This window comes from Burkholderia sp. 567 (assembly GCF_040545115.1).
In the GTDB taxonomy this organism is placed as follows: domain Bacteria; phylum Pseudomonadota; class Gammaproteobacteria; order Burkholderiales; family Burkholderiaceae; genus Burkholderia; species Burkholderia ambifaria.
The window spans coordinates 102,847-126,814 of sequence record NZ_JBEPLG010000009.1 but is presented as its reverse complement, the minus strand read 5'-3'; the positions used below and the strand labels follow the sequence as shown (position 1 = coordinate 126,814).

The following is a 23,968-nucleotide window of genomic DNA, read 5'->3' as shown; positions in this document are numbered from 1 at the left end:
AGTCAGTGTCCGGCCTGGCGCGCGCGCCGGCGGGCCAGCCGTGCATGCACGCCGCCGAACACGAGCGGCACGAACAGCAGCGTCGAAACGGTGGCGAACAGCAGCCCGCCGATCACCGCGCGGCCGAGCGGCGCGTTCTGCTCGGCGCCTTCGCCGAGCCCGAGCGCCATCGGCACCATCCCGATGATCATCGCGAGCGCCGTCATCAGCACCGGGCGGATCCGCGTCGCGCCGGCCTCCAGCGCGGCCGTGAGCGGCGGCGCGCCGGCCGCGAGACGCTGGCGCGCGAACGACACGACCAGGATGCTGTTCGCGGTCGCGACGCCCACCGTCATGATCGCGCCGGTCAGCGCCGGCACGCTCAGGTGCGTGCCGGTGATGAACAGCATCCACGCGATGCCGGCAAGCGCGGCCGGCATCGCGCTGATGATGATCAGCGGGTCGAGCCACGACTGGAAATTCACGACGATCAGCAGGTAGACGAGCACGATCGCCATCGCGACGCCGGCGCCGAGGCCGAGATACGACGTGCGCATCGTCTCGACCTGGCCGCGCACCGCCAGCTCGGTGCCGCGCGGCAGCGTCGCGCGCGCGTCGGACACGATCCGGTCGATCTCGCCCGCGACCGAGCCGAGATCGCGGCCCTCGACGCTCACGTACAGGTCGATCGCCGGGCGGATGTTGTAGTGCGTGACCACGGCCGGACTCGCGACGGGATGGACGCGCACGAGGTTGCCGAGCAGTTGCGGCGGCATGCCGGTGCGGCCGCTCGCGGAAACCGGCGTGCCGAGCAGGTCGTCGATCGACGAGATGTTGTATTGCGGGGTCTGGATCTGCAGCGGGTACTGGACGCCCGTGCGCGGATTGAGCCAGAACGACGGGGTCGTCTGGGAACTGCCGGACAGCGAGATCAGCATGTTCTGCGCGACGTTCTGCGCGGAGAGGCTGAGCTGCTGCATGCGCGTACGGTCCATGTCGGCCACCAGGGTCGGTTCGTCGTTGCGCTGCAGCACATGCACGTCGACGGCGCCGGGGATTCGCCTGATCTTCTTCATCAGGCTGCTCGCGATAGCCATGTTACTCGCGAGATCGTTGCCGAGCACCTGCACGTCGATCGCGGCCGGCTGACCGAAGTTCAGGATCTGCGTGATGATGTCCGACGGCTGGAAGAAGAATTCGATGCCGGGGAAGCGCCGCGGCAGCAGCGTGCGCAGCGTCTGCACGTAGTGCGCGGTCGCGCGATGGCCGGGCTTCAGCGCGATCAGCAGTTCGCCGTCGAGCGAGCCGATCGTGCCGCTGTTGCTGTACGACAGGTTGATGCCGCTCACCGGCAGCCCGAGGTTGTCGACGATCGCACCCAGCTCGTCGGGCGGCACGGCTTCGCGGATCACGCGCTCGACCTGGTCGGTGAGGCGAGCGGTTTCCTCGATCCGGTAGCCGGTGGGCGCGCGCAGGTGCAGCCGGATGTTGCCGGAATCGGCGTTCGGGAAGAAGTCGCGGCCGAGCACGAACACGAGGCCGGTCGACAGCACGCAGAAACCGAGGAAGCACATCGCGTAGAAGCGGCGGCGCACCAGCAGCATGCTGAGCAGCACGATGTACCACGCGCGCAGCCGCTCGAACGCACCGTTGAACGCGTGATGGATGCGCGCGAAGCGCGACGTCGAGCGATCGGGGCCGGTGCCGGCCTGCTGCGGGCGGAACAGCAGCATCGCGAGCGTCGGCACGAGCGTGCGCGACAGCACGTAGGACGCGAGCATTGCGAACACCACCGCCTCGGCGAGCGGCACGAACAGGAAGCGCGCGACGCCCGTCAGGAAGAACATCGGCACGAACACGATGCAGATGCACAGCGTCGACACGAATGCGGGCACGGCGATCTCGCCCGCGCCTTCGAGAATCGCGTCGTGCAAGCTTGTACCGAGATGCAGATGCCGCTCGATGTTCTCGATCGTGACGGTCGCGTCGTCGACCAGGATCCCCACCGCGAGCGCGAGCCCGCCGAGCGTCATGATGTTGATGGTCTCGCCGAGCGCCGACAGCGCGATCAGCGACGTGAAGATCGACAGCGGGATCGAGATCGCGATGATCAGCGTGCTGCGCCAGTTGCCGAGGAACAGCAGGATCATCATCGCGGTCAGCACGGCGGCGATCAGCGCCTCGTGAATCACGCCCTGCACCGCGGCGTTGACGAACACCGACTGGTCGAACAGCGGCGTGATCGTGAGCCCTTCGGGCAGCGTCGGGATCACCTTCGGCAGCAGTGCCTTCAGATCCGACACGACCTTCAGCGTCGACGCGTCGCCGGTCTTCAGGATCGACATCAGCACGCCGCGCTGGCCGTTCTGGCGCACGACGTTGGTCTGCGGCGCGAAGCCGTCGCGCACCGACGCGACTTCGCGCAGGTAGGTCGTCGCGCCGTTGACGGTCTGGATCGGCAGGTCGTTGATGTCGGCGATCGTGTCGGCCGACGCGTTCGTGTCGATCCGATATTCGCTCTGGCCCATCTTCGCGGTGCCGGTCGGCAGCACGAGGTTCTGCGTATTGACCGCGTTGACGATGTCGGCCGGCGTGAGGCCCTTCGCGAGCAGCGCCTGCGGATCGAGGTCGATCGCGACCACGCGCGTGCGGCCGCCGTACGGGAACGGAATCTGTGCGCCGCGCACCGTGATCAGTTGCGGGCGCAGGAAGTTGAGCGCGATGTCGGCGAGCGACTGTTCGCTGAGCGTCTTGCTCGACAGCCCGAGCTGGATCACCGGGATGCTCGATGCGGAATACGTGATCACGAGCGGCGGCGTCGCGCCCTGCGGCATCTGGCGGACGATCGCCTGCGCGGACGAGACCGTCTGCGCGATGGCCGTCTGCACGTTCGCGCCCGGTTGCAGGAACACCTTCACGACCGCGATGCCGGGCAGCGACGTCGACTCGATGTGCTCGATGTTGTTGACGGTCGTCGTCAGGATCCGCTCATGCACGGCCGTGATGCGATTGGTCATCTCCGACGCCGAGAAGCCGTTGTAATTCCAGATCACGCTGATCACGGGGATGTTGACCGCCGGCAGCACGTCGACAGGCGTGCGCATCAGCGCAAGCGGGGTAGCCAGCACGATCATGACGGCCATCACGATGAACGTGTAGGGGCGCCTGAGCGCGAGATTGACGATCCACATGGAGGGCGGCGGGACAGGCGGTGATCAGGCGTCGATGAAGGGAACCCGAATGATAGGCGTCGGGGCTGAACGGGTTACTGACGCGAAACTGGCGAAGGTGTCAGGTTGCGGCGCGGCGCTGACGAGCCGATTCATCGGAGGAAATGCGCGCGCACGCCAGTGCCCGCAAACGGCTGCCGAACCGGATGCGCATGCCGCGGCGGCGACGATTCGGTTCATCGGGCTTCTTCAGATCTGTTCCATCCCGACCCGCGCGAGCGCGGCCAGATCGACGACGTCGATCTGGTTGTACGCGAGCCGCAACACGCCGCGCTTCTCGAGTTGCTGCAGCGCCTGATTGATCCGCTGCCGCGACACGCCGACGAGCATCCCCAGTTCCTCCTGCGAGATCGCGAGCGACGGGCCGGTGTCCGGGTACAGGTCGCGGTTGAACAACTGCGCGAGCGCCTGTGCGACGCGCGCGTCGACGTCGAGCAGGCGGCTGTTCTGGATCGACGCGATGAATTCGCCCATCCGGTTGTTGAGTTGATGGATCACGAAGCGCGTGAACGGCAGGCTCGTGTCGAGCAGCGCATGGAACGTGTCGACCGGCACGAACAGCACGGTCGAGCGCTGGACCGCGACGACTTCATACTTGCGCAGCTCGCGCTTGATCACGCTGCCTTCGCCGAACCAGCCGCCCGACGGCACGCCGGAAAACGTGCAGCCACGGCCCGACGCGTTGAAGATCGCGAGCTTCAGCAACCCGCGATGCACGCCGATCCAGTACTCGGACGGCGCGAGCCGCTGCGCGATCACGTCGCCGGCCTCGCGCTGCTCGGCGCGCGACTGCGCGAGCACGAGCGCCTGGTGTTCCGGCGCCAGTGCGCGGAACCACGCGCACTGACCGAACAGCGCGGACAGCGCGGGAAGCGCGGGCAATGGGCCGGGTTCGGGCGGCGTGTCGGGCGGCGCAACGAGAGGGTCGTGCATGGATGCGGGTTTGCGAGGATAGGGATAACGCGCAGCGCTCGACGCGCACTCTGTCGTTTCGATGACAGACGGCTCACAATAGCGCGCGTTAGGCTGTCGGCAATTGAACCACATCAAAACGAATCGGAGTGCATGCACTCCGGCTGGATACGAGATCGAAGCGTGCGCCGCGGCGTCGATGCACGCGCCGATCGACGGAAAACGGGAGACAGGATCATGACGCAGATGTTCGAGGCCGGACTCGGCCGCCGCGACGCCAACTACGTGCCGCTCACACCGATCGATTTTCTGGTCCGCGCGGCCGAAGTCTACGGCGAGCGCCTCGCGATCGTGCACGGCGACGTGCGGCGCACGTGGGGCGAGACCCATAAGCGGGCGAAGCAGCTCGCAAGCGCGCTCGCGCAGGCCGGCGTCGCGCGCGGCGACACGGTCGCGGCGGTGCTGCCGAACATCCCGGCGATGGTCGAGGCGCACTTCGGCGTGCCGATGGCCGGCGCCGTGCTCAATACGATCAACACGCGGCTCGACATCTCGTCGGTGCTGTTCATGCTGCGTCACGGCGAAGCGAAGGTGCTGATCGTCGACACCGAATACGCGGATCTCGCGCACCGCGCGGCGCGCGAAGTGCCGGGTTTGAAGATCGTCAGCGTCGCTGACGCGATGCCGGCCGACCCCGCGCGCTTCGCGGGCGCGACCGACTACGAAGCGTTCGTCGCGGGCGGCGACCCCGACTACGCGTGGACGCCGCCCGCCGACGAATGGGATGCGATCGCGCTGAACTATACGTCCGGCACGACGGGCGACCCGAAGGGCGTCGTCTATCACCATCGCGGCGCGTATCTCGCGGCGATCAGCAACATCCTCGAATGGGACATGCCGAAGCACGCGGTGTATCTGTGGACGCTGCCGATGTTCCACTGCAACGGCTGGTGCTTTCCGTGGGCCGTCGCGGCGCGTGCAGGCGTGAACGTCTGCCTGCGCAAGTTCGACGCGAAGACGGTGTTCGACCTGATCCGCAGCGAACGCATCACGCATTACTGCGGTGCGCCGATCGTGCAGAGCGCGATCGCGAACGCGCCGGCCGAATTCCGCGCGGGCATCGATCACACGGTGCACGCGATGGTCGCCGGCGCGGCGCCCGCGCCGGCCGTGATCGCGAAGATGAAGGAGATCGGCTTCGACCTGCTGCACGTGTACGGGCTGACCGAGGTCTACGGCCCGGCGACCGTGTGCGCGAAGCAGGCGCACTGGGACGCACTGCCCGACGACGAGCGTGCGCGCCTGAACGCGCGGCAGGGCGTTCGCTATCACCTGGAAGCGGGCGCGACGGTGCTCGACCCGGACACGATGGCGCCGGTGCCCGCCGACGGCGAGACGCTCGGCGAGATCATGTTCCGCGGCAACATCTGCATGAAGGGCTACCTGAAGAATCCGAAGGCCACCGACGAGGCGTTCCACGGCGGCTGGTTCCATACGGGCGATCTCGGCGTGCTGACGCCGGACGGCTATATCCGCATCAAGGATCGCCGCAAGGACATCATCATTTCCGGCGGCGAGAACATCTCGAGCATCGAGGTCGAGGATGCGCTGTACCGGCATCCGGCCGTCGCGGTCGCGGCGGTGGTGGCGATGCCCGACCCGAAGTGGGGCGAGGTGCCGTGCGCGTTCGTCGAGCTGCGCGAAGGCGCGAGCGCGACCGAGGAGGAGATCGTCGCGCACTGCAAGCAGCTGCTCGCGGGGTTCAAGGTGCCGAAGGCCGTGCGCTTCGGCGAGCTGCCGAAGACGTCGACCGGCAAGATCCAGAAATTCCAGCTGCGCAACGAGGTGGGATCGGACAAGGCGATCGACCTGGCGGGGGACAAGAAGTAGTCGGGGCACCCGCGACGGTCGATCGTCCATCGGCCGTTGTCCGTCAAGCGTCCATCAAGCGTCGCGTTCGAGCCGGAACACGCTGACCGCGTCCGACAGTTGCGCGGCCTGGTCGCGCAGCGCGACGGCCGCGCGTTCGGCATCCGCAATCAGCGTCGCGTTCTGCTGGGTCGCCTCGCCGATCTGCGTGACGGCCAGGTTCACCTGCTCGATGCCGGTCGATTGCTCGCGCGACGCGGCGCTGATCTCGCCGATCAGCGTGCGGACCTGGTCGACCCGCGCGACGATGTCGCGCATCGTGCCGCGCGCGGCGTCCGCGATCCGGTAACCCTGTTCGACGGTCGTCGACGATTCGGTGCTCAGCGCATCGATCTCCTTGACCGCGGCCGCGCTGCGCTGCGCGAGCGCGCGCACCTCGGCCGCGACCACCGCGAAGCCCTTGCCGTGCTCGCCGGCACGCGCGGCCTCGACGGCCGCGTTCAGCGCCAGGATGTTGGTCTGGAACGCGATGCCTTCGATCGCGCCGGTGATCTCGGCGATCCGGCGCGTCGCGCGGCCGATGTCGTCCATCGTCGCGACCACGCGCTGTACCGCGGCGTCGCCGTTCGTCGCGGCGGCCGATGCGTCCGCGACCAGCGCGTTGGCTTGCGCCGCATGCTCGGCGCTTTGCTGCACGGCGGCGGTGATCTGCTCCATGCTGGCGGCCGTCTGTTCGACGCTGCTCGCCTGCGTCGCGATCCGCGCGGCGATGTCGCCGCTGCCGGCCGCGATGCCGACCGTGCCGTGCGCGATGTCGGCCGAGCTGTTGCGCACCTGCGCGACGATGCGCGCGAGGCCGTCGCCGATTCCGTCGACCGCCTGCACGAGCCGGCCGATCTCGTCGTTGCCCGCGCTGCCGTGCGCGGCCGCGCCGTCGCGGATGCGCACGCTGAGGTCGCCCGCCGCATAGCGCTCGGAGGCCCGTGCGGCGGCTTCCAGCGGCCGGCTCACGACGCGGCGCACGACGATGACGAACAGCGTCGCGAACGCCGCGACGAGCACGGCGCCGATCATCAGGAAGCGGTTGCGGGTGGCGCGCATGGTGGCGAGCAACTCGTCGTCGAGCGCGATGCCGCCGACGAGCCATTGCCACTGCGGAATCGTCGTGAACGACACGAATTTCGCGGTGGGCCCGCCATCGTGCGCGGCCGGGTCGGTCGACGTGTACGCGAGCCGGCCGTCGCCGGCCGCGAGCATCTGGGCATAGGGGGCACGCTTGTCGTCGGCGGGTTGGCCGGCCGCATCGGGATGCACGACGAAGGTGCCGCGCGACGGGCCCTGCGACGCATCGAGCACGAAGTAGTAGCCGTTGTCGCCGATTTTCAGCGCGCGGATGCCGTCTTCGACGAGCTTGAGCTCGGTGCCGATGTCGAGACCGACGAACAGCGCGCCGATCACGCGGCCGGTTGCGTCGGTCACCGGCTTGTACTGCGTGATGTACGGCCGGCCGAACAGCTTCGCGAGGCCCGTGTAGCTGCGGCCGGCGACGAGCGGCGCATACGCGGGGCCGGCGCGGTCGAGCTTCGTGCCGACGGCGCGTGCGCCGTCCTGCTTCTTCAGCGAGGTCGTGATGCGCACGAAATCGTCGCCGTCGCGCGCGAAGATCGTCGCGATCGCGCCGCTTTTCTTCAGGAACTGGTCGGGAATCGCGTAATCGAGGTCGAGCGGCTGGCCGCCCGCGAAGAGGGTCGGCGCGGGAACGCCGCCGATGTCGACCGTGCGCGCCGGGTCGAGCGAGAAATCGGCCGGCAGGAAGCTCGCGAACAGCGACATCGAGCGGTTGGCCTCGGCGGTCAGCGCCTTGTCGAACAGATCGACCATTGCGCGGATCGACTGCTCCTTGTCGACGGTCCGCAGGTGCGCTTCTTCAGCAAGCTGCTGGCCGGCGAAATGGGCGAGCGTCCACGCGAACACGGTAAACAGCAGGGCGACGAGCGCGCACGCCAGCGCGGCCAGACGCGCGCCGACGCTCACCCGGCCCAATTGGGTCAGTCTCATGAAGCATCCTGAGTGGGGAGTGAGAAAGGGCGGAACGCACGCGTCACCGCTAGTCGCTGCTTAATACGGCAACTTTCGCGAAATCTTTAGCGCGGTGGCGTCGAGGGCGGCCCGGCCGGCGCGCAACGGAGCGGCGAATGTCAGTGCGTCACGAGCCATGCGACGGCCAGATAGCGGCCGACCTTCGCGATCGTCACGATCGCGAGGAAGCCCGGCAGCGGCTCGCGCAGCACGCCGGCGATCATCGTCAGCGGATCGCCGATCACCGGCGCCCAGCTCAGCAGCAATGACCAGCGGCCGTAGCGCGCGTACCAGCGTTCGGCGCGCGCGAGCGCGGCCGGCTTGATCGGAAACCAGCGGCGGTCGCGGAAGTGCTCGATGCCGCGCCCGAGCGCCCAGTTGATCACCGAGCCCGCGACGTTGCCGACGCTCGCGACGAGCAGCAGCGCCCACACCGGCTCGCGCCCGGCGAGCAGCAGGCCGGCAAGCACGGCTTCGGACTGGAGCGGCAACAGGGTCGCGGCGACCATCGACACGGCGAACAGGCCGCCGTAGGTGAGCAGTTCGGACATCGCGCGATTGTACCGGCCGTGGGTTGTGGGTCGGTCGGCCGGCAGCCGCGCGGCCGCTCAGTTCCAGCCGACCATGATCGCGCCCATTCCGACCAGCAGCCCGCCCGTCACGCGGTTCATCGCGCGCATCCGTGCCGGCCGCCGCAGCGCCCGGCTCAGCCGGTGCGAGAACAGCGCCATCGACGCGACACCGCCCGCGAACAGCAGCGCGAAGGTCGTCGCGAGCAGCAGGAATTGCGCGTTCAGACTCCAGTCGGCGTTCGGGACGATGAACTGCGGAAAGAACGACGGGAAGAACAGCAGCGTCTTCGGGTTCAGGCCGGAGGTGGCGACGCCGCGCCAGAACAGTGCACGGCCGGTATCGGTATCGGTGTCGGGTGCGGCGATGCCTGTTTCCGCCGATGCGGCGGGAGCGGCGGATGCGGTTGCAGGCGCACGGCTGAGCCATTGCTTGCAGCCGAGCCACACGAGGTACGCGGCGCCGGCCCAGCGCAGCACGGTCAGCGCGTGCTCGTCGAGATGGACCAGCGAATTCAGGCACAGCGCGGTGAGCGCGAGTTGCAGCAGCACGGCGAGCGTGCCGCCCCACACGCACGGCAGCGCACGGCGCCAGCCGGCGCGCAGCGCCTGGTTCATCGTGAGAAGGTTGACGGGGCCGGGGGCTAGATGAGGACGGCGGATGCAGCGAGGAACGACAGATAAAGCCTGAACGACATGACGGGAAGGACGGGAACGGGGAGTCGGGCGCCGGCCCGGCAGCCGGATAGGCGCGCGGGCGGCGGGCAATCGCATGCCTGCATGTGCGGCGCCGCAACTCGTGATTGCGGCCAGGCGTCCCGCTGCGAAGGGGTTGTCGCGGGGAGCGTGCCGGACAACAGGCATGGAGAAAATGTATCAAGCCGGCCGGTTAAAAGGCTTCCTGTTTTCCAGCAAAACCGAGTCGAAACCAGAATCCTGTTCAGCTAGAATGCGGATTTAAAGTAGAAGATTCTTCTCGCCATGGCTACTCGCGAACGCACGCCGAAAACCCTCGACAACCAGGACCGCAAGATCCTCGGTGCGCTGCAAAAAAATGCGCGTCTGTCGAACGCCGAACTGGCCGAACAGATCGGCATGTCGACCACCGCATGCTGGAACCGCACGCGGCAGCTCGAACTCGACGGCTACATCGACGGCTACGTCGCGCTGGTCAACCAGCGCATGCTCGGCTATGCGGACATCGTGATCCTCGAAGTCACGCTCGATCGCCACGAAGACGACGCGCTCGCGCGTTTCGGCGCCGAACTCGCGGCGTTGCCCGAAGTGCTCGAGGCCTACCTGGTATCGGGCGAATACGACTACTGGATCAAGGTCGCGGTGGACGGAACGGCCGGCTACGAGCGCTTCCTGCGCGAGAAGCTGTACCGGATTTCGAGCATTCGCCACAGCCGCTCGATGTTCGCGCTGCGGTGCATGAAGGACGTGCCGTCGATTCAGGTGTGACGACGGCGGAGACGTGGCCGCGCGTCATCGTCACGATGAAGTCGCGGTTGCGTTGAGGAAGGGCGGTAATCGGGCTGTCGCGGCCAATGCGCGCGGCCCGGAGCCGGATAGAGGCGGGAAATTCGAGCAGGGCGGGGAAAACGGATGAATCTTCCGTGCCGACGCGCTCGGTACTGGCACTGCCACTGGCATCCGCATCACAGCGCTCACATCGCGTGAGCGCATCACTCATATCGGGGCCACTCGGCCCTTTTTACGATATCCATCGGGACACCGATGCCGGACGCGGCGGCCTTGCGGCGCGCGTCCCGGCAAGCGGATCAGTCGGACATCATGCCGCCGGCCGGCGGCCATCGGCTGCGTTTAGCGCGGCAGGCGTGCGTGCGCTTGAGCGATGATTTCGCAGTTCTCGAGGTGCAGTGCCCATGCTTCTGCAAGCAGTTCGCCAATACGTGCGAGCCAGCCAGCGGATTGGGTGGAACGATCGGAGATGTTAGACGTTTGCATGACGAAGCCCCGTATAGGTGGCGAGTTAGGGATAACCCTAATCATAGAGGAACGTCACCGCTTTGTGAAATGCGATTTCGTTATATGAGAATTACTGACATTTTGTGTTGCTGCTCCGCAACATGAGCCGCGTCCGTCATCGTCGTTACACAGTGGACAGACGTGACGAGGCCGCGGCGAGCACGGCCTCGCAATGAGGAAGAGGAAGGAACGTCAGGGCGACGATGACTCGCCGATCCACCCGAATCGCCACGACAGGCGGCGCGTCGCGGCGAGCAGCGTATGTGCGAGCGCGCTGTCCGGCCCGCGCGGGAAGCCGCGCGACGAGCCGATGATCGCGATCACGAGCCGGATGCTGCCGGTGTGATCGAACACGGGCGCGGCGATCGTCCCGATCCCCGGCACCGGCGCGTCGAATGCGAAATCGAGTTCGTCCGTGCGGATCGTCGCGAGCCGCGCGCGGAACGCGTCGTCGACCTGCGTCGCACGGCCGGCGAGGCGCACCGGTTCGTCGGCCAGGAGGCCGGCCAGCACGTCGTCGGACATGCCGGCCGCGAAGATCCGCCCGATCGCGGTATTCACGAGCGACATCACCGTGCCGACCTGCAGGCTCACGTGCTGCGGCCGTGCCGATTCCTCGAGGCGGATCACGGTCGGCCCGAGCGGCCCGAGGGTCGCCGCGGCGACGCTCATGTCGGTCGCGGCCGCCAGCGCGACGATCTCGGCTTCGGCATCGCGCGTCGGCGACACGCGCTGCATCGCGATCAGGCCGAGCGCCTGGCCGAGCGGGCCGCCGCCGAAGCAGCCGGCATCGTCGCGGCTCAGCAGGCCGATCTTTTGCAGGCTCACCAGATGCGGAAACGCCTTCGCGGCCGGCATGCCGGCCGCCGCCGCGAGGTCGCGCAGCGGCAGCGCGCGGCCCGCCGAGATGAGCGCGAGCAGCAGGTCGCCCGTGCTGTCGAGTGCATTGATGCCGCGCTGGGCTTTCGTGTCGTCGGCGAGCGCGGGCGGCAGGCGCTGGACGGACGGAGCCGCGGCCGGCGCGCCCGGCTGCGCGTCGCGTCCGGCGTCGAGCGACGCGGTGGCCTGCCGCGCCGCATCGCGCAACGCGGTCGCGATCGGGCCGTCCCAGCCGACATCGATTGATCCGGTCGAACCGATCACCGTCAACGCGAGTTGCAGGCGGCCGTCCGCGTCCAGCACCGGCACGCACATCGCGCTGACGCCGGGGCTCGGCCGGTCCACGCCGCGCTCGATCCCGCGCGCGCGGATCGCATCGAGCTCGGCCTGCCACGCGCCGGCATCGGACGTGGGCTGCTCGCCTTCCGCGCCCGCGAGCGTGTCGCCGGCGCCGGCCTGGCTGGCCGCCATCGCGTCCAGCAGTGCGGGGTCGCCGAACGCGCGGAACACGCGGCCGGTCGCCGTCGTATCGAGCGACATCACCGAGCCGACGTGCAGGTTCACATGCAACGGATAGCCGCCGTGCTCGATGCGCACGATCGTCGGCCCGAGCACGCCCGGCACCGACAGCGCGACGCTCAGGCCGACCGCTTCCGCGAGCCGCGCCGCGTGCGGCAGCGCCGCGCGATAGGCCGGCTGGCGTTCGATCGACATCAGGCCGAGCCGCAGCGACAGCGGCCCCGGCTCGTAGTTGCCGGTGAGCGCGTCGCGTTTCACGAGCGCGAGCCGCGTCAGGCTGACGAGATAGGTATGCGCCTGCGCGGTCGACAATCCGGCCGCGGCCGCCAGCTCCGACAGCCCGAGCGGCGTGCGCCGGCGCGCGAGCGCGTCGAGCAGCCGGCCGCCGACCTCGACACTCTGGATCCCGCGCTGCGCCTTGGGCGGCGCGTCGTCTGCGCTGACTTCGTGGTTCTGCACGCGATGATTCTTCCGTTGACGAAACCCCGCATGGTATCCGACGCCATTTGACGCGCCAGCCCGCAGGTTTACCCGTATTGGACAATAGCAAGCGACTTTGTCATTGACAAATAATCGATGCGGGTCGATGATCCACTCACTCCCCTCAACACATGGCTCGAAGCCAGGGAACGCAACATGGCCAAAGCATTCGCATCGCAAGCCGATCTGGAAGTGAAGAAGATCACCTGGACGCAGCTGTCCGAGAACGCGTACGCGTATACCGCCGAAGGCGACCCGAACTCGGGCGTGATCATCGGCGACGACAGCGTGCTGATCGTCGATACGACCGCGACGCCCGCGATGGCGCAGGACCTGATCGCGAAGATCCGCAGCGTGACCGACAAGCCGATCAAGCACGTCGTGCTGTCGCATTACCACGCGGTGCGCGTGCTCGGCGCGTCCGCGTATTTCGCCGAAGGCGCGCAGCACGTGATCGCGAGCCGCGGCACCTATGAAATGATCGTCGAGCGCGGCGAGGCCGACATGAAGTCGGAGATCGAGCGCTTCCCGCGCCTGTTCGCGGGCGTCGAGACGGTGCCGGGCCTGACTTGGCCGACGCTCGTGTTCGAGCGCGAGATCACGCTGTTCCTCGGCAAGCTCGAAGTGAAGATCATGCACGTCGGCTCGGGCCACACGAAGGGCGACACGATCGTCTGGCTGCCGTCGCAGAAGGTGCTGTTCTCCGGCGACCTGGTCGAATACGACGCAGCCTGCTATTGCGGCGACGCGCAGCTCGAACAGTGGCCGACCACGCTCGAGGCGCTGCGCGCGCTCGGCGCGGAAAAGCTCGTGCCGGGCCGCGGCCCCGCGCTGCTCAATCCGGCCGACGTGAACAAGGGTCTCGACTATACGAAGGACTTCGTGACGACGCTGCTCGCGCAGGGCCGCAAGGCCGTCGAGCGCAAGCTCGACCTGAAGGCGTCGATGGCGCTCACGCGCGAAGCGATGGATCCGAAGTTCGGCAACGTGTTCATCTACGAGCACTGTCTGCCGTTCGACGTGTCGCGCGCGTTCGACGAGGCGAGCGGCATCACGCATCCGCGCATCTGGACCGCGCAGCGCGACAAGGAAATGTGGGACGCGCTGCAGGACTGAGCGGGTCACCGCGGCGGGGCGTCCGGGCGGACGTCCCGCCGTTTTCCTGACGGCCCGTGAACGGCGGCGGCATTGCGCCCGCGGCTTCCGGAGCCGACTTCCGATCTCACAAGAAAGCAGGGCGCATGCACGCCCTCGGAGACTGCTGCGCGCTCGAATCGCGCGGCCCGTTTGGAGAGAGACATGCCCCAATCGCTTCCCGCCAAAGCGACGATCGCGCACGCGAGTGCCGCGGCGGCGTCGGCTTCCGCATACGAATCCGCGCCCGCATCCGATGCCGGCGACGCGCTACTGTTCCGCAAGATCGCGTGGCGGATCGTGCCGTTCCTGTTCCTCTGCTACGTCGTGTCGTTTCTCGACCGCATCAACATCGGCTTCGCGCAGCTGCAGATGAAGCACGACCTCGGCTTCAGCGATGCGATGTACGGCCTCGGCGCCGCGGTGTTCTACGTCGGCTACGTGTTCTGCGAGGTGCCGAGCAACCTGCTGCTCGCGCGCTTCGGCGCGCGCCGAACCTTCACGCGGATCATGCTGCTGTGGGGCATCGCGTCGACCGGGATGATGTTCGTGTCGCAGCCGTCGCATTTCTATGTGCTGCGCTTCCTGCTCGGCGTGTTCGAGGCCGGCTTCTTTCCCGGCATCGTGCTGTACCTGACCTACTGGTTCCCGGCGAACCGGCGCGCGGCGGCGATCTCGGTGTTCTTCGCGGGCGTCGCGGTCGCGGGCGTGCTTGGCGGCCTGGTGTCGGGCTGGATCATGCGCGACATGAGCGGCGTGCTCGGGCTGCACGGCTGGCAGTGGATGTTCGCGATCGAAGGCGCGCCGGCCATCGTGCTCGCGGGCTTCGCGTTCACGTATCTGGTCGACCGTCCGCAGGACGCCGCGTGGCTTACGTCCGACGAAAAGGCGCGCGTCGCCGCGCTGTGCGGCGACAGCCGTGCGCACGGCGCCGGTCATGGCGCGCACGACACACGCAGCCTGCTCGCCGCGCTCGCGAACCCGCGCGTCTACCTGTTCGCGTTCATCTACTTCTCGCTGACCTGCGCATCGCTGACGCTCAATTTCTGGATGCCGCTGATGATCCGCGACTTCGGCGTGACCGACGTCGTGGCCGTGAGCCTCTACACGGTCGTGCCGAACGCGGTCGGCGCAGTCGGCCTGATCCTGATCGCGCGTCGCTCGGACCGCACCGGCGAGCGCCGCAAGCACTTCGCGTGCTGCACGATCGGCGGCGGCATCGCGCTCGCGGCGCTGACGCTGCACCTGCACAGCTTCGCGGCGATGCTCGCGTGCCTGTCGATCGCGGCGACGCTGATCTTCGCCGCGCTGCCGATCTTCTGGGCCGTGCCGACCCGCTACCTGTCGGGCAACGCGGCCGCGGCCGGGATCGCGCTGATCAGCAGCATCGGGATCACGAGCGGCATCGTCAGCCCGTGGGTGATCGGGCTGATCCGCACGCGCACCGGCAACATGGATCTCGCCGTGTACCTGCTGGCCGCGCTGCTCGCGCTGAGCGGCGCCGCGCTGATGCTCGGCGTGAAGGGTGAAGGCGCGCAGCGCGCGTGAATCACGGGCCCGTCGCTGCCGGCGGGCGTCGTGGTCGTTGCACGGACATGCGTGACAAGCGGGGCGAAACGGGCTTGGCGAATCGGGCGCGTGCAATGTCACGCGCCGTTTGACGACGACCGGCGAGCCGGCCGTCATCGACGCGCTGCGATTCGACAGCGCCGCGCTCGCGCATGGCGGGCGCGACGCCGATATTGCCGATTAGCGCGCTGCCGCATAGCGCGGCGCCGGCGAATCCGTCGACAGGTGCGGCGCCATCGTGCGGCGCGCGGCCTCGTACGCATCCCATTCGTCAGCCGCATGCAGCGACGGAATCGTCACGAGCTCGCCGCGCTCGAAGCCGACCAGCGCCGCGTCGACGAGGTCGGACGCCGACATCACGATCTCCTTCGGCAGGTGTTCGAGCGGCAGGCCGCCGGTCTGCCAGAAGTCGGTGGCCGTCGCGCCGGGCAGCACGGCCTGCACCTGCACGCCGTGGTCCGCGAGTTCGTGATGCAGCGACTGGCTGAACGCGAGCACGAACGCCTTGCTGCCGCCATAGACACCATTGAGCGTTTCCGGCGACAGCGCGACGATCGACGAAATGTTGATCACGGCGCCGCGCCCGCGTGCGACGAAGCCGGGCACGGCCGCATAGGTCAGGCGGGTGAGCGCGGTCACGTTCAGGTCGATCAGCCGCGTCATCGCGTCGACGTCGCTGTCGAGCAACGGCGCGTGGGTGCCGACGCCCGCGTTGTTCACGAGCAGCGTGATGCTCGCGTCCTGCTTCAGCTTCGCCTCGACTGTGGCGAGCGCGGCGCGGTCGTTGAGATCCGCGCCGACGATTTCCACGCTGCGCTGCGTGTCGTTCGTGATGCGCTCGGCGAGGGCGGTCAACCGGTCGCGGTTGCGCGCGACCAGGATCAGGTCGTAGCCGCGGCGCGCGAGCCGGTCGGCGTAGATTGCGCCAATGCCCGACGATGCGCCGGTAATGACGGCGGTACCGCGATGTGCTTCAGTCATGATGTCGCTCCGTTGCGAAGAAAGGGTGAGTGCGTGAAAGCATTCTGGCTTCGAATCACGGCGACGCAAATGACGTAGATGGGTATGATTTCGGACATCGGGGTGGTCATGACGGCCATCACCCCCGGCACCGGAGACACGCATGCACCGAATCGGCTTTTTGATCAGCGACGGCTTCCAGATCATGGCGCTCGCCGCGCAGTCGGTGTTCGAGTACGCGAACATGGGCGCCGGCGAACCGTTCTACGTGCTGGACAACTATTCCGTCGACGGCGGCGACGTGCGCTCGTCGCTCGGGTTGCCGGTCGCGACGCGCGCGCTGCGCGTGCGGCTCGACGTCGATACGTGGATCGTCGCGGGCGTCAACGATCCGGTCGCATCGCCGGCGCCGGCCGGCGTCGTCGCGTTCCTCCGCCGCCCGAACGCGCGCGCGCGGCGAATCGCCGGCATCTGTACCGGTGCGTTCGTGCTCGCCGAGGCCGGGCTGCTCGCGCAGCGTCGCGCGACGACGCATTGGGCGTACGGCCGCGACATGCAGAAGCACTTTCCGGAGGTTCGCGTCGAGGAAGACCGGATCTATATCGTCGACGGGCCGATCTGGACGTCGGCCGGGATGACGGCCGGCCTCGACCTGGCGCTCGCGATGGTGGAAAAGGATCTCGGCGCGGACGCCGCGCGCTCGGTCGCGCACAAGCTCGTGATGCACCAGCGCCGCGCGGGCGGGCAGTCACAGCATTCGGAAATGCTCGATCTCGCGCCGAAATCCGACCGGATCCAGAATGCGCTGAACTATGCGCGCCAGCATCTCGGCCGCGCGCTGACCGTCGAGGAACTCGCCGACGCCGCGCACCTGAGTCCGCGCCAGTTCAGCCGCGTGTTCACGCTCGAAACCGGGCAGTCGCCGGCGAAGGCGATCGAGCGGCTGCGGCTCGAGGCCGCGCGGCTGATGATCGAGCAGAGCCGGCATTCGCTCGACGTGATCGCGAAGGAGAACGGTTTCCGCGACCGGCGCCACCTGCGCGATGCGTTCGTGCGCGGCTTCGGCGTGCCGCCGCAGGCGGTGCGGCGCGACGCGCGGGCCGACGAGCGCGAAACGGCCTGAGCGGTGCTGCTCAGCGCGTGACGAACGCCGTGGCGTCGTGCGGCGCCGTGCGTGCATGCTTGCGCTGGCGCAGCAGCGCGACGCGGCAATTCTCGCGCGCGGTCTCGCGGCCGTCGTCGTCGAGCAGCACCAGGTCGCCGCGCATCACGTTGAGCGTGATCACGTCGTCGCCCGGTGCGCCGAGCGTTTCCGGCGTATGCACGGACCCGGCCGGTTCGAGCACCGTCGAGCCGGCTTGCGCGATCCAGTCGTACTCCCGGTAGCGCCACGCCCCCTGCAACGTATGGACGAACACGTCGCCGTCGTGACGATGGCGCGGCAGCGTGCCGCCGGCCGGCATCTTCAGCAGCGCGGTCAGCGTGTCTTCCGCGGCATTGATATGCAGATACTTGATCGCGAGCCCCGGCAGGTCGGCGCTCATCGGCAGCCACGGCAGCGCGTCGCCGGGCAGGCACGAAATCGGCGGCAGGTCGGTGGGAAGCGGGGCGGACGGCTGCGTCATGGCGGGAGGCGGAGCGGAAACGGGGAGTGCGCATTATCGCAGAGGCGGATCGGGCTGCAGGGCTGACATGGATTGCCGGGGCGCCGGCGAGCGGACACGCGTTCTTCCTGCATCGATATATACAGCTTAACTGTACAGTTTTTCTGTAGATATGCTATCGTGGATTCATGAACGTCCCATCTTCGTCCCCCGAAACGCCACCCCTGGCCGGTCTCGCCGGCGAACTCCGGATCTCGGTCAGCAAGCTGATGCGGCGGCTGCGCGAGCAAACTCATCCGGATGACCTCACCTCGTCGCAGAAGTCGGTGCTGTTGCGCCTCGACCGCGACGGCCCCGCGACTGTCTCCGCGCTCGCGCGGGCGGAAAGCGTGCGGCCGCAGTCGATGCGCGTGACGGTGGCGACGCTGGAAGCGAGGGGCGCCGTCAGCGGCGCGCCCGATCCGACCGACGGTCGGCAGACGCTGATCGCGCTCACGCCGGACTTCCGCAAGCGGCTGCAGGCCAACCGCGCGGCCAAGGACGATTGGCTGTTTCGCGCGCTGCATGCGCAACTGTCGGCGCACGAGCAGGCCGAACTCGCGTCGGCCGTGCAGCTGATGCAGCGGCTCGCCGAATTCCAGGACGCGGCGCGCCCGTGAACCCGATCGACCCGCCCGGCGGGAGGAACGCCCGAACATGAACATCCTGCATCTCGTGTCGTACTTTTTCGGCGGCGCCTTTCTGACGAATGCCGTTCCACATCTCGTCAGCGCGCTGCACGGCGGCAACGCGCCGCAGCGGCCATGAGCGTGCCGGCCGCGGGCGTGTTCCGCTCGCTGCGCAGCTTCAACTATCGCATGTGGGCGGCCGGCGCGCTGGTGTCCAACGTCGGCACGTGGGTTCAGCGCACCGCGCAGGACTGGCTGGTGCTCACGCAGCTCACACACCATGACGCGTCGGCGGTTGGCATCGTGATGTCGCTGCAGTTCGGCCCGCAGCTTCTGTTGCTGCCGTGGACGGGCTATGCGGCCGACCGTTTCAACCAGCGCCGGCTGCTGATGGCAACCCAGGCGCTGATGGGCGGCCTCGCGCTCGCGCTGGGGCTGCTGACGGTCGCGGGCGTCGTGCAGCTGTGGCATGTGTATCTGTTCGCGTTCCTGTTCGGCTGCGCGTCCGCGTTCGATGCGCCGGTGCGGCAAACCTTCGTCGCGGAGCTGGTCGGCGACCGCGAGCTTGCGAACGCGGTCGCGCTCAATTCGACGTCGTTCAACGCGGCGCGGATGATCGGGCCGGCGGTGGCCGGCTTCATCATCGCGTCGGTCGGCACGGGCTGGGCGTTCCTGCTGAACGGCGTCAGCTTCGTCGCGGTGCTCGCGTCGCTGTCGCTGCTGCGCGCCGACGAGCTGCGCGAGAACACGCGCGCCGTCCATACGCGGGGCAGCCTCCTCGACGGTTTTCGGTACGTGTGGCGGCGCCCGGACCTGAAGACGACGCTCGCGATGCTGTTCCTGATCGGCACGTTCGGGCTGAATTTTCCGCTGTTCATCTCGACGATGGCGGCCGGTGTGTTTCACGTCGATGCGCGCGGCTTCGGCATCCTGTCGTCGATGATGGCAGTCGGCACGATCTCGGGCGCGTTGCTCGCGGCGCGCCGCGAACGGCCGCGGTTCCGGCACTTGTGGATCGGCGCGGCCGTGTTCGGGATCGGCTGCACGCTCGGCGCGATCGCGCCGAGTTACTGGCTGTTCGCGGCGGCGCTCGTGCTGACCGGGATCGCCGCGATGACGTTCACCACGTCGACCAATGCACTGATGCAGCTGTCGACCGAGCCGGCGATGCGCGGGCGCGTGATGGCGCTGCGCCTCGCGGTCGCGTTCGGCGGCACGCCGATCGGCGCGCCGGTGGCGGGTTGGGTCGCGAACCATCTCGGCCCCCGCTGGGCGCTCGGCGTCGGCGCGGCGTCCGGGTTCGCGGCCACGCTGGTCGCCGTGGTGTTCCTGATCCAGGGGACGCGACAGTCGCTGCCCGACAGCGGCGCCGGCGGCGAAGCCTGAGCCCGGTTACACGTCACCGCCGTCGCCGCCATCGCCATCACCGCCCAGCCGCACCGCCGCATGCGCGGCTTCGAGGCACGACTGGAACAAGAGCGCCGCGCGTGACGGCCGCGGCGAGCGTCGCAGCAGGCTCACGAACCGGCACCGGTAGTTGAAGCGGTGCGGCGCGATCGCCTGCATCAACCCTTTGTTTTCGAAGCTCTCCGCGTAATGGTCGGGCAGGAAGCCGAGGTAGCGGCCCGACAGAATCAGCGTCGCGATCGATTCCTGATCCGACGCGGTCGCGCTGCGCGTGAGCTTCGCGCGATGGCTCAGTTCCATGTTCGGCGAATGGAAGCCGAGCCCCGCGAATGCGTGGTTGCGGATCGTCGTCCACGTGAGCTTGCCGTGCGGCGCGTCGAAAAGCGGATGCTGGCGGCCGCAGTACAGCAGCATCCGTTCGTCGAACAGCTCCGAATACACGAGGCTCCCCGAACTGCGGTGCGCGGGGATGATCCCGACCTGATAGCTGCCGTCGATGATCCCGCGCTCGACCTCGTTGATCGACGCGACATGCAGGTTCAGCGCGACGTCGGGCGCCTCGTCCGCGAACTGGCGGATCGCGTCGCCGAGCCGCGCCTTCGGGTTGGTGGCCGTCTTGTCGAATACGGCGATGTGCAGTTCGCCGCCCATTTTGTCGTGAATGCCGTCGATCCGGCTGCGAAATGCCTCCATCGACGCGAGCAGCCGCAGGGTTTCCTCGTACACCGTCTGCCCCTCGGCCGTCAGCGTGAAGCCCGCGCGGCCGCGCCGGCACAGCACGAGGCCGAGGCGCGTTTCGAGATCCTTCACGTGCCGGCTGATCGTCGAGATGCCGATATTCAGTTCCAGTTCGGCCGCCGCCATCCCGCCGCACTGCACGACGCCCTTGAAAACCCGCAGCAGCCGCAGATCCATGTCGCTGAGCTGCCCGAGCAGCGCGCGGCTCTTCGGTTTCTTTGCTTGCATAGATGAGCAAGTGAACATTGATATTGCGATATTCAAAAGACTAATTGGCCTCCCGACAATGCGCAACATCAACACAAGCACGAGGGGCGCGTCGCGCCGACCGACATGACCAATACGATCACCACTCCCCAGCACGAAGAGACCGACCTCCGCACCGACGCCGCGTGGCTCGACGCCCACTGGATGCCGTTCACGGCGAACCGCCAGTTCAAGTCGGACCCGCGCATGATCGTGTCGGGCAAGGACGCGTATTACACCGATGGCGAAGGCCGCAAGATCTTCGACGGCCTGTCGGGCCTGTGGTGCACGGGGCTGGGCCACGGCCGCGCGGAAATCACGGAAGCCGTGAGCCGTCAGGTCGCGCAGCTCGACTACGCGCCGGCGTTCCAGTTCGGCCATCCGAAGTCGTTCGAGCTCGCGAACAAGATCAAGGACCTGACGCCGGCCGGCCTCGACTATGTGTTCTTCACCGGCTCGGGCTCGGAAGCGGCCGACACGTCGCTGAAGATGGCCCGCGCATACTGGCGCGCGAAGGGCAAGGGCACGAAGACGCGCCTGATCGGCCGCGAGAAGGGCTATCACGGCGTGAACTACGGCGGCATCTCGGTCGGCGGGATCGGGCCGAACCGCAAGCTGTTCGGCCAGGGGATCGACGCCGATTTCCTGCCGCACACGCAACTCGCCGAAAACAAGTTCTCGCGCGGGATGCCGGAGAACGGCGCCGAGCTCGCCGACCGTCTGCTCGACCTGATCGCGCTGCACGACGCGTCGAACATCGCGGCCGTGATCGTCGAGCCGTTCTCGGGTTCGGCGGGCGTCGTGGTGCCGCCGAAGGGCTATCTGAAGCGCCTGCGCGACATCTGTACCGCGCACGACATCCTGCTGATCTTCGACGAAGTCATCACGGGCTTTGGCCGTGCCGGCGCGATGACGGGCGCCGACGCGTTCGGCGTGACGCCGGACATCATGAACTTCGCGAAGCAGGTGACGAACGGCGTGCAGCCGCTCGGCGGGGTGATCGCGACGAAGGAGATCTACGACACGTTCATGGCCGTGGGCGGCCCCGAATACATGCTCGAGTTCCCGCACGGCTATACGTACTCGGCGCACCCGGTCGCCTGCGCGGCCGGCGTCGCGGCGCTCGACCTGCTGGTGAAGGAAGACGCGGTGGCCCGCGTGCGCGATCTCGCGCCGCATTTCGAGGCGGCCGTGCACGGGCTGAAGGGCCAGCGCCACATCACGGACATCCGCAACTACGGGCTGTCGGCCGGCCTGACGATCGCGGCGCTGCCGGGCGAGCCGGCACGGCGCCCGTACGAGATCGCGATGCGCTGCTGGGCGAAGGGCTTCTACGTGCGCTACGGCGGCGACACGATCCAGCTCGCGCCGCCGTTCATCTCGGAGAAGCGCGAGATCGACAACCTCGTCAACGCGCTGTCCGACGCGCTGAACGAAGTGGACTGAGCCGCGTGCTGCCCTGAGCGACAACCGAATTCACGAAAGAGTCTGAACGATGAAACACGACAGCAATGTGACCTCCACCGTCGGCCACCTGATCGACGGCAAGCGCGTCGACGGCGGCAGCCGCGTGCAGCCGGTGTTCGACCCGGCGACGGGCGAATCGCACAAGAGCGTCGCGCTCGCCGACAAGCTGACCGTCGAAGCCGCGATCGCGTCCGCGCAGGCCGCGTTCCCCGCGTGGCGCAACACGCCGCCGCTGAAGCGCGCCCGCGTGATGAGCCGCTTCAAGACGCTGCTCGAGGAGCACGCGGACGAACTGTGCGCGCTGATCACCGCCGAGCACGGCAAGGTGCTCGCCGACGCGATGGGCGAGCTGCAGCGCGGGATCGAGAACGTCGAATACGCGACCTACGTGCCCGAGCTGCTGAAGGGCGAACACAGCAAGAACGTCGGCCCCGCGATCGATTCGTGGAGCGAGTTCCAGGCGCTCGGCGTGGCCGCCGGCATCACGCCGTTCAACTTCCCGGTGATGGTGCCGCTGTGGATGTGGCCGATGGCCGTCGCGTGCGGCAACACGTTCGTGCTGAAGCCGTCCGAGCGTACGCCGTCGTCGACGCTGCGCATGGCCGAGCTCGCGCTCGAGGCCGGCCTGCCGCCGGGCGTGCTGAACGTCGTGAACGGCGACAAGGAGGCGGTCGACACGATCCTGACCGACGCGCGCGTGAAGGCGGTGAGCTTCGTCGGCTCGACGCCGATCGCCGAATACATCTATTCGACCGGCTGCGCGCACGGCAAGCGCGTGCAGGCGCTCGGCGGCGCGAAGAACTTCGCGGTGGTGATGCCCGACGCCGACATCGGCAACGCGGTGAACGCGCTGATGGGCGCCGCGTACGGTTCGTGCGGCGAGCGCTGCATGGCGATTCCGCTGGTCGTCGCGATCGGCGATGAAACGGGCGACAAGGTGGTCGAAGGGCTGAAGGCCGAGATCGAGAAGATGAAGGTCGGGCCGGGCAACGGTGCCGGCATCGACATGGGGCCGCTCGTCACGAAGCAGCATTTCGAGAAGGTGACGGGCTTCGTCGAAGCGGGCGTGGAAGCGGGCGCGACGCTCGTCGTCGATGGCCGCGGCGTGAAGGTCGACGGCCACGACGGCGGCTACTACCTCGGCCCGTGTCTGTTCGATAACGTGAAGCCCGGCATGCCGATCTACCAGCACGAGATTTTCGGGCCGGTGCTCGGGGTGATCCGCCTGAAGTCGCTCGACGAGGCGATGGCGCTGATCGACGCGCACGAATACGGCAACGGCACGTGCCTGTTCACGCGCGACGGCGAAGCTGCGCGCTACTTCAGTGACAACATCCAGATCGGCATGGTCGGCATCAACGTGCCGCTGCCGGTGCCGGTCGCATACCACTCGTTCGGCGGCTGGAAGCGTTCGCTGTTCGGCGACCTGCACGCGTACGGCCCGGATGCGGTGCGGTTCTACACGAAGCGCAAGACGATCACGCAGCGCTGGCCGTCGGCCGGCGTGCGCGAAGGGACGGTGTTCAGCTTCCCGTCGAACCGCTGACAAACGCTGACGCGCATTCCGGCTGCACTTGGTGCCTGCCGCCCGGCGGGTGTCGCCATGCAGCCGGCGCAAGCATGCCCAAGCCTGCCCCGATCCGCGATCGGAGCAGGCTTTTTTACGC

Annotated in this window: 17 protein-coding genes and 1 pseudogene; 9 read left to right on the top strand and 9 right to left on the bottom strand. The window is 68.0% G+C overall.

Annotation, left to right across the window (positions count from 1 at the left end):
* Positions 1-2 precede the first annotated feature (2 nt).
* Both ABIC50_RS24990 and ABIC50_RS24985 read right to left on the bottom strand, forming a co-directional pair.
* On the bottom strand, positions 3-3,170 hold the full coding sequence (locus tag ABIC50_RS24990) for an efflux RND transporter permease subunit (protein WP_354167527.1): 3,168 nt from the start codon (positions 3,168-3,170) through the stop codon (positions 3-5).
* Between the two features lie 228 nt (positions 3,171-3,398).
* Complete coding sequence (locus ABIC50_RS24985; RefSeq protein ID WP_471685741.1) at positions 3,399-4,142, bottom strand: Crp/Fnr family transcriptional regulator; 744 nt, start codon at positions 4,140-4,142, stop codon at positions 3,399-3,401.
* Positions 4,143-4,358: 216 nt separating this feature from the next.
* On the opposite strand from ABIC50_RS24985, the gene ABIC50_RS24980 reads away from it, so the two are divergent.
* On the top strand, positions 4,359-6,011 hold the full coding sequence (locus ABIC50_RS24980) for an acyl-CoA synthetase (RefSeq protein ID WP_175745172.1): 1,653 nt from the start codon (positions 4,359-4,361) through the stop codon (positions 6,009-6,011).
* Between the two features lie 54 nt (positions 6,012-6,065).
* Here ABIC50_RS24980 and ABIC50_RS24975 read toward each other — a convergent pair whose 3' ends face one another.
* From ABIC50_RS24975 to ABIC50_RS24965, 3 genes and pseudogenes are all read right to left on the bottom strand, one after another.
* Positions 6,066-8,048, bottom strand: coding sequence for a methyl-accepting chemotaxis protein (locus ABIC50_RS24975; RefSeq protein ID WP_354167521.1), 1,983 nt, complete (start codon positions 8,046-8,048; stop codon positions 6,066-6,068).
* 140 nt (positions 8,049-8,188) lie between these two features.
* Positions 8,189-8,620: a YqaA family protein gene (locus ABIC50_RS24970; protein WP_006755377.1), complete on the bottom strand. Its 432-nt coding sequence runs from the start codon at positions 8,618-8,620 to the stop codon at positions 8,189-8,191.
* Between the two features lie 57 nt (positions 8,621-8,677).
* A pseudogene (locus ABIC50_RS24965) lies at positions 8,678-9,336 on the bottom strand (LysE family translocator).
* A gap of 283 nt (positions 9,337-9,619) precedes the next feature.
* On the opposite strand from ABIC50_RS24965, the gene ABIC50_RS24960 reads away from it, so the two are divergent.
* A complete protein-coding gene (locus tag ABIC50_RS24960) occupies positions 9,620-10,102 on the top strand; it encodes an Lrp/AsnC family transcriptional regulator (RefSeq protein WP_006755380.1) in 483 nt (160 codons plus the stop codon).
* A 720-nt stretch (positions 10,103-10,822) separates the two neighbouring features.
* On the opposite strand, the gene ABIC50_RS24955 is transcribed toward ABIC50_RS24960, so the two are convergent.
* The gene (locus tag ABIC50_RS24955) at positions 10,823-12,487 is read right to left on the bottom strand and encodes an IclR family transcriptional regulator (protein WP_354167518.1); all 1,665 of its coding nucleotides are present in this window, start codon (positions 12,485-12,487) and stop codon (positions 10,823-10,825) included.
* 177 nt (positions 12,488-12,664) lie between these two features.
* Here ABIC50_RS24955 and ABIC50_RS24950 point away from each other — a divergent pair, with 177 nt between their 5' ends.
* A complete protein-coding gene (locus ABIC50_RS24950) occupies positions 12,665-13,624 on the top strand; it encodes an MBL fold metallo-hydrolase (protein ID WP_105832838.1) in 960 nt (319 codons plus the stop codon).
* Between the two features lie 183 nt (positions 13,625-13,807).
* Positions 13,808-15,190 carry an MFS transporter gene (locus ABIC50_RS24945; RefSeq protein ID WP_354167515.1) on the top strand — a complete coding sequence of 461 codons (1,383 nt, stop codon included), beginning with the start codon at positions 13,808-13,810 and terminating at the stop codon, positions 15,188-15,190.
* A 201-nt stretch (positions 15,191-15,391) separates the two neighbouring features.
* On the opposite strand, the gene ABIC50_RS24940 is transcribed toward ABIC50_RS24945, so the two are convergent.
* Positions 15,392-16,192 carry an SDR family NAD(P)-dependent oxidoreductase gene (locus ABIC50_RS24940; protein WP_165753047.1) on the bottom strand — a complete coding sequence of 267 codons (801 nt, stop codon included), beginning with the start codon at positions 16,190-16,192 and terminating at the stop codon, positions 15,392-15,394.
* Between the two features lie 142 nt (positions 16,193-16,334).
* On the opposite strand from ABIC50_RS24940, the gene ABIC50_RS24935 reads away from it, so the two are divergent.
* Positions 16,335-17,294: a GlxA family transcriptional regulator gene (locus ABIC50_RS24935; protein WP_354167512.1), complete on the top strand. Its 960-nt coding sequence runs from the start codon at positions 16,335-16,337 to the stop codon at positions 17,292-17,294.
* Between the two features lie 10 nt (positions 17,295-17,304).
* Here ABIC50_RS24935 and ABIC50_RS24930 read toward each other — a convergent pair whose 3' ends face one another.
* Positions 17,305-17,796, bottom strand: coding sequence for a 2,4'-dihydroxyacetophenone dioxygenase family protein (locus ABIC50_RS24930; RefSeq protein ID WP_175654837.1), 492 nt, complete (start codon positions 17,794-17,796; stop codon positions 17,305-17,307).
* A gap of 167 nt (positions 17,797-17,963) precedes the next feature.
* Between ABIC50_RS24930 and ABIC50_RS24925 the strand changes: the two genes are divergently transcribed.
* Together ABIC50_RS24925 and ABIC50_RS24920 are read left to right on the top strand one after the other, a co-directional pair.
* On the top strand, positions 17,964-18,434 hold the full coding sequence (locus ABIC50_RS24925; protein WP_354167509.1) for a MarR family winged helix-turn-helix transcriptional regulator: 471 nt from the start codon (positions 17,964-17,966) through the stop codon (positions 18,432-18,434).
* Positions 18,435-18,578: 144 nt separating this feature from the next.
* A complete protein-coding gene (locus ABIC50_RS24920) occupies positions 18,579-19,829 on the top strand; it encodes an MFS transporter (RefSeq protein WP_354167506.1) in 1,251 nt (416 codons plus the stop codon).
* Positions 19,830-19,835: 6 nt separating this feature from the next.
* Here ABIC50_RS24920 and ABIC50_RS24915 read toward each other — a convergent pair whose 3' ends face one another.
* The gene (locus ABIC50_RS24915; protein WP_354167503.1) at positions 19,836-20,816 is read right to left on the bottom strand and encodes a LysR family transcriptional regulator; all 981 of its coding nucleotides are present in this window, start codon (positions 20,814-20,816) and stop codon (positions 19,836-19,838) included.
* Positions 20,817-20,921: 105 nt separating this feature from the next.
* Here ABIC50_RS24915 and aptA point away from each other — a divergent pair, with 105 nt between their 5' ends.
* A complete protein-coding gene (aptA, locus tag ABIC50_RS24910; RefSeq protein ID WP_354167501.1) occupies positions 20,922-22,280 on the top strand; it encodes an omega-aminotransferase AptA in 1,359 nt (452 codons plus the stop codon).
* 49 nt (positions 22,281-22,329) lie between these two features.
* A complete protein-coding gene (locus ABIC50_RS24905) occupies positions 22,330-23,847 on the top strand; it encodes a CoA-acylating methylmalonate-semialdehyde dehydrogenase (RefSeq protein ID WP_354167499.1) in 1,518 nt (505 codons plus the stop codon).
* Positions 23,848-23,968: the final 121 nt, after the last annotated feature.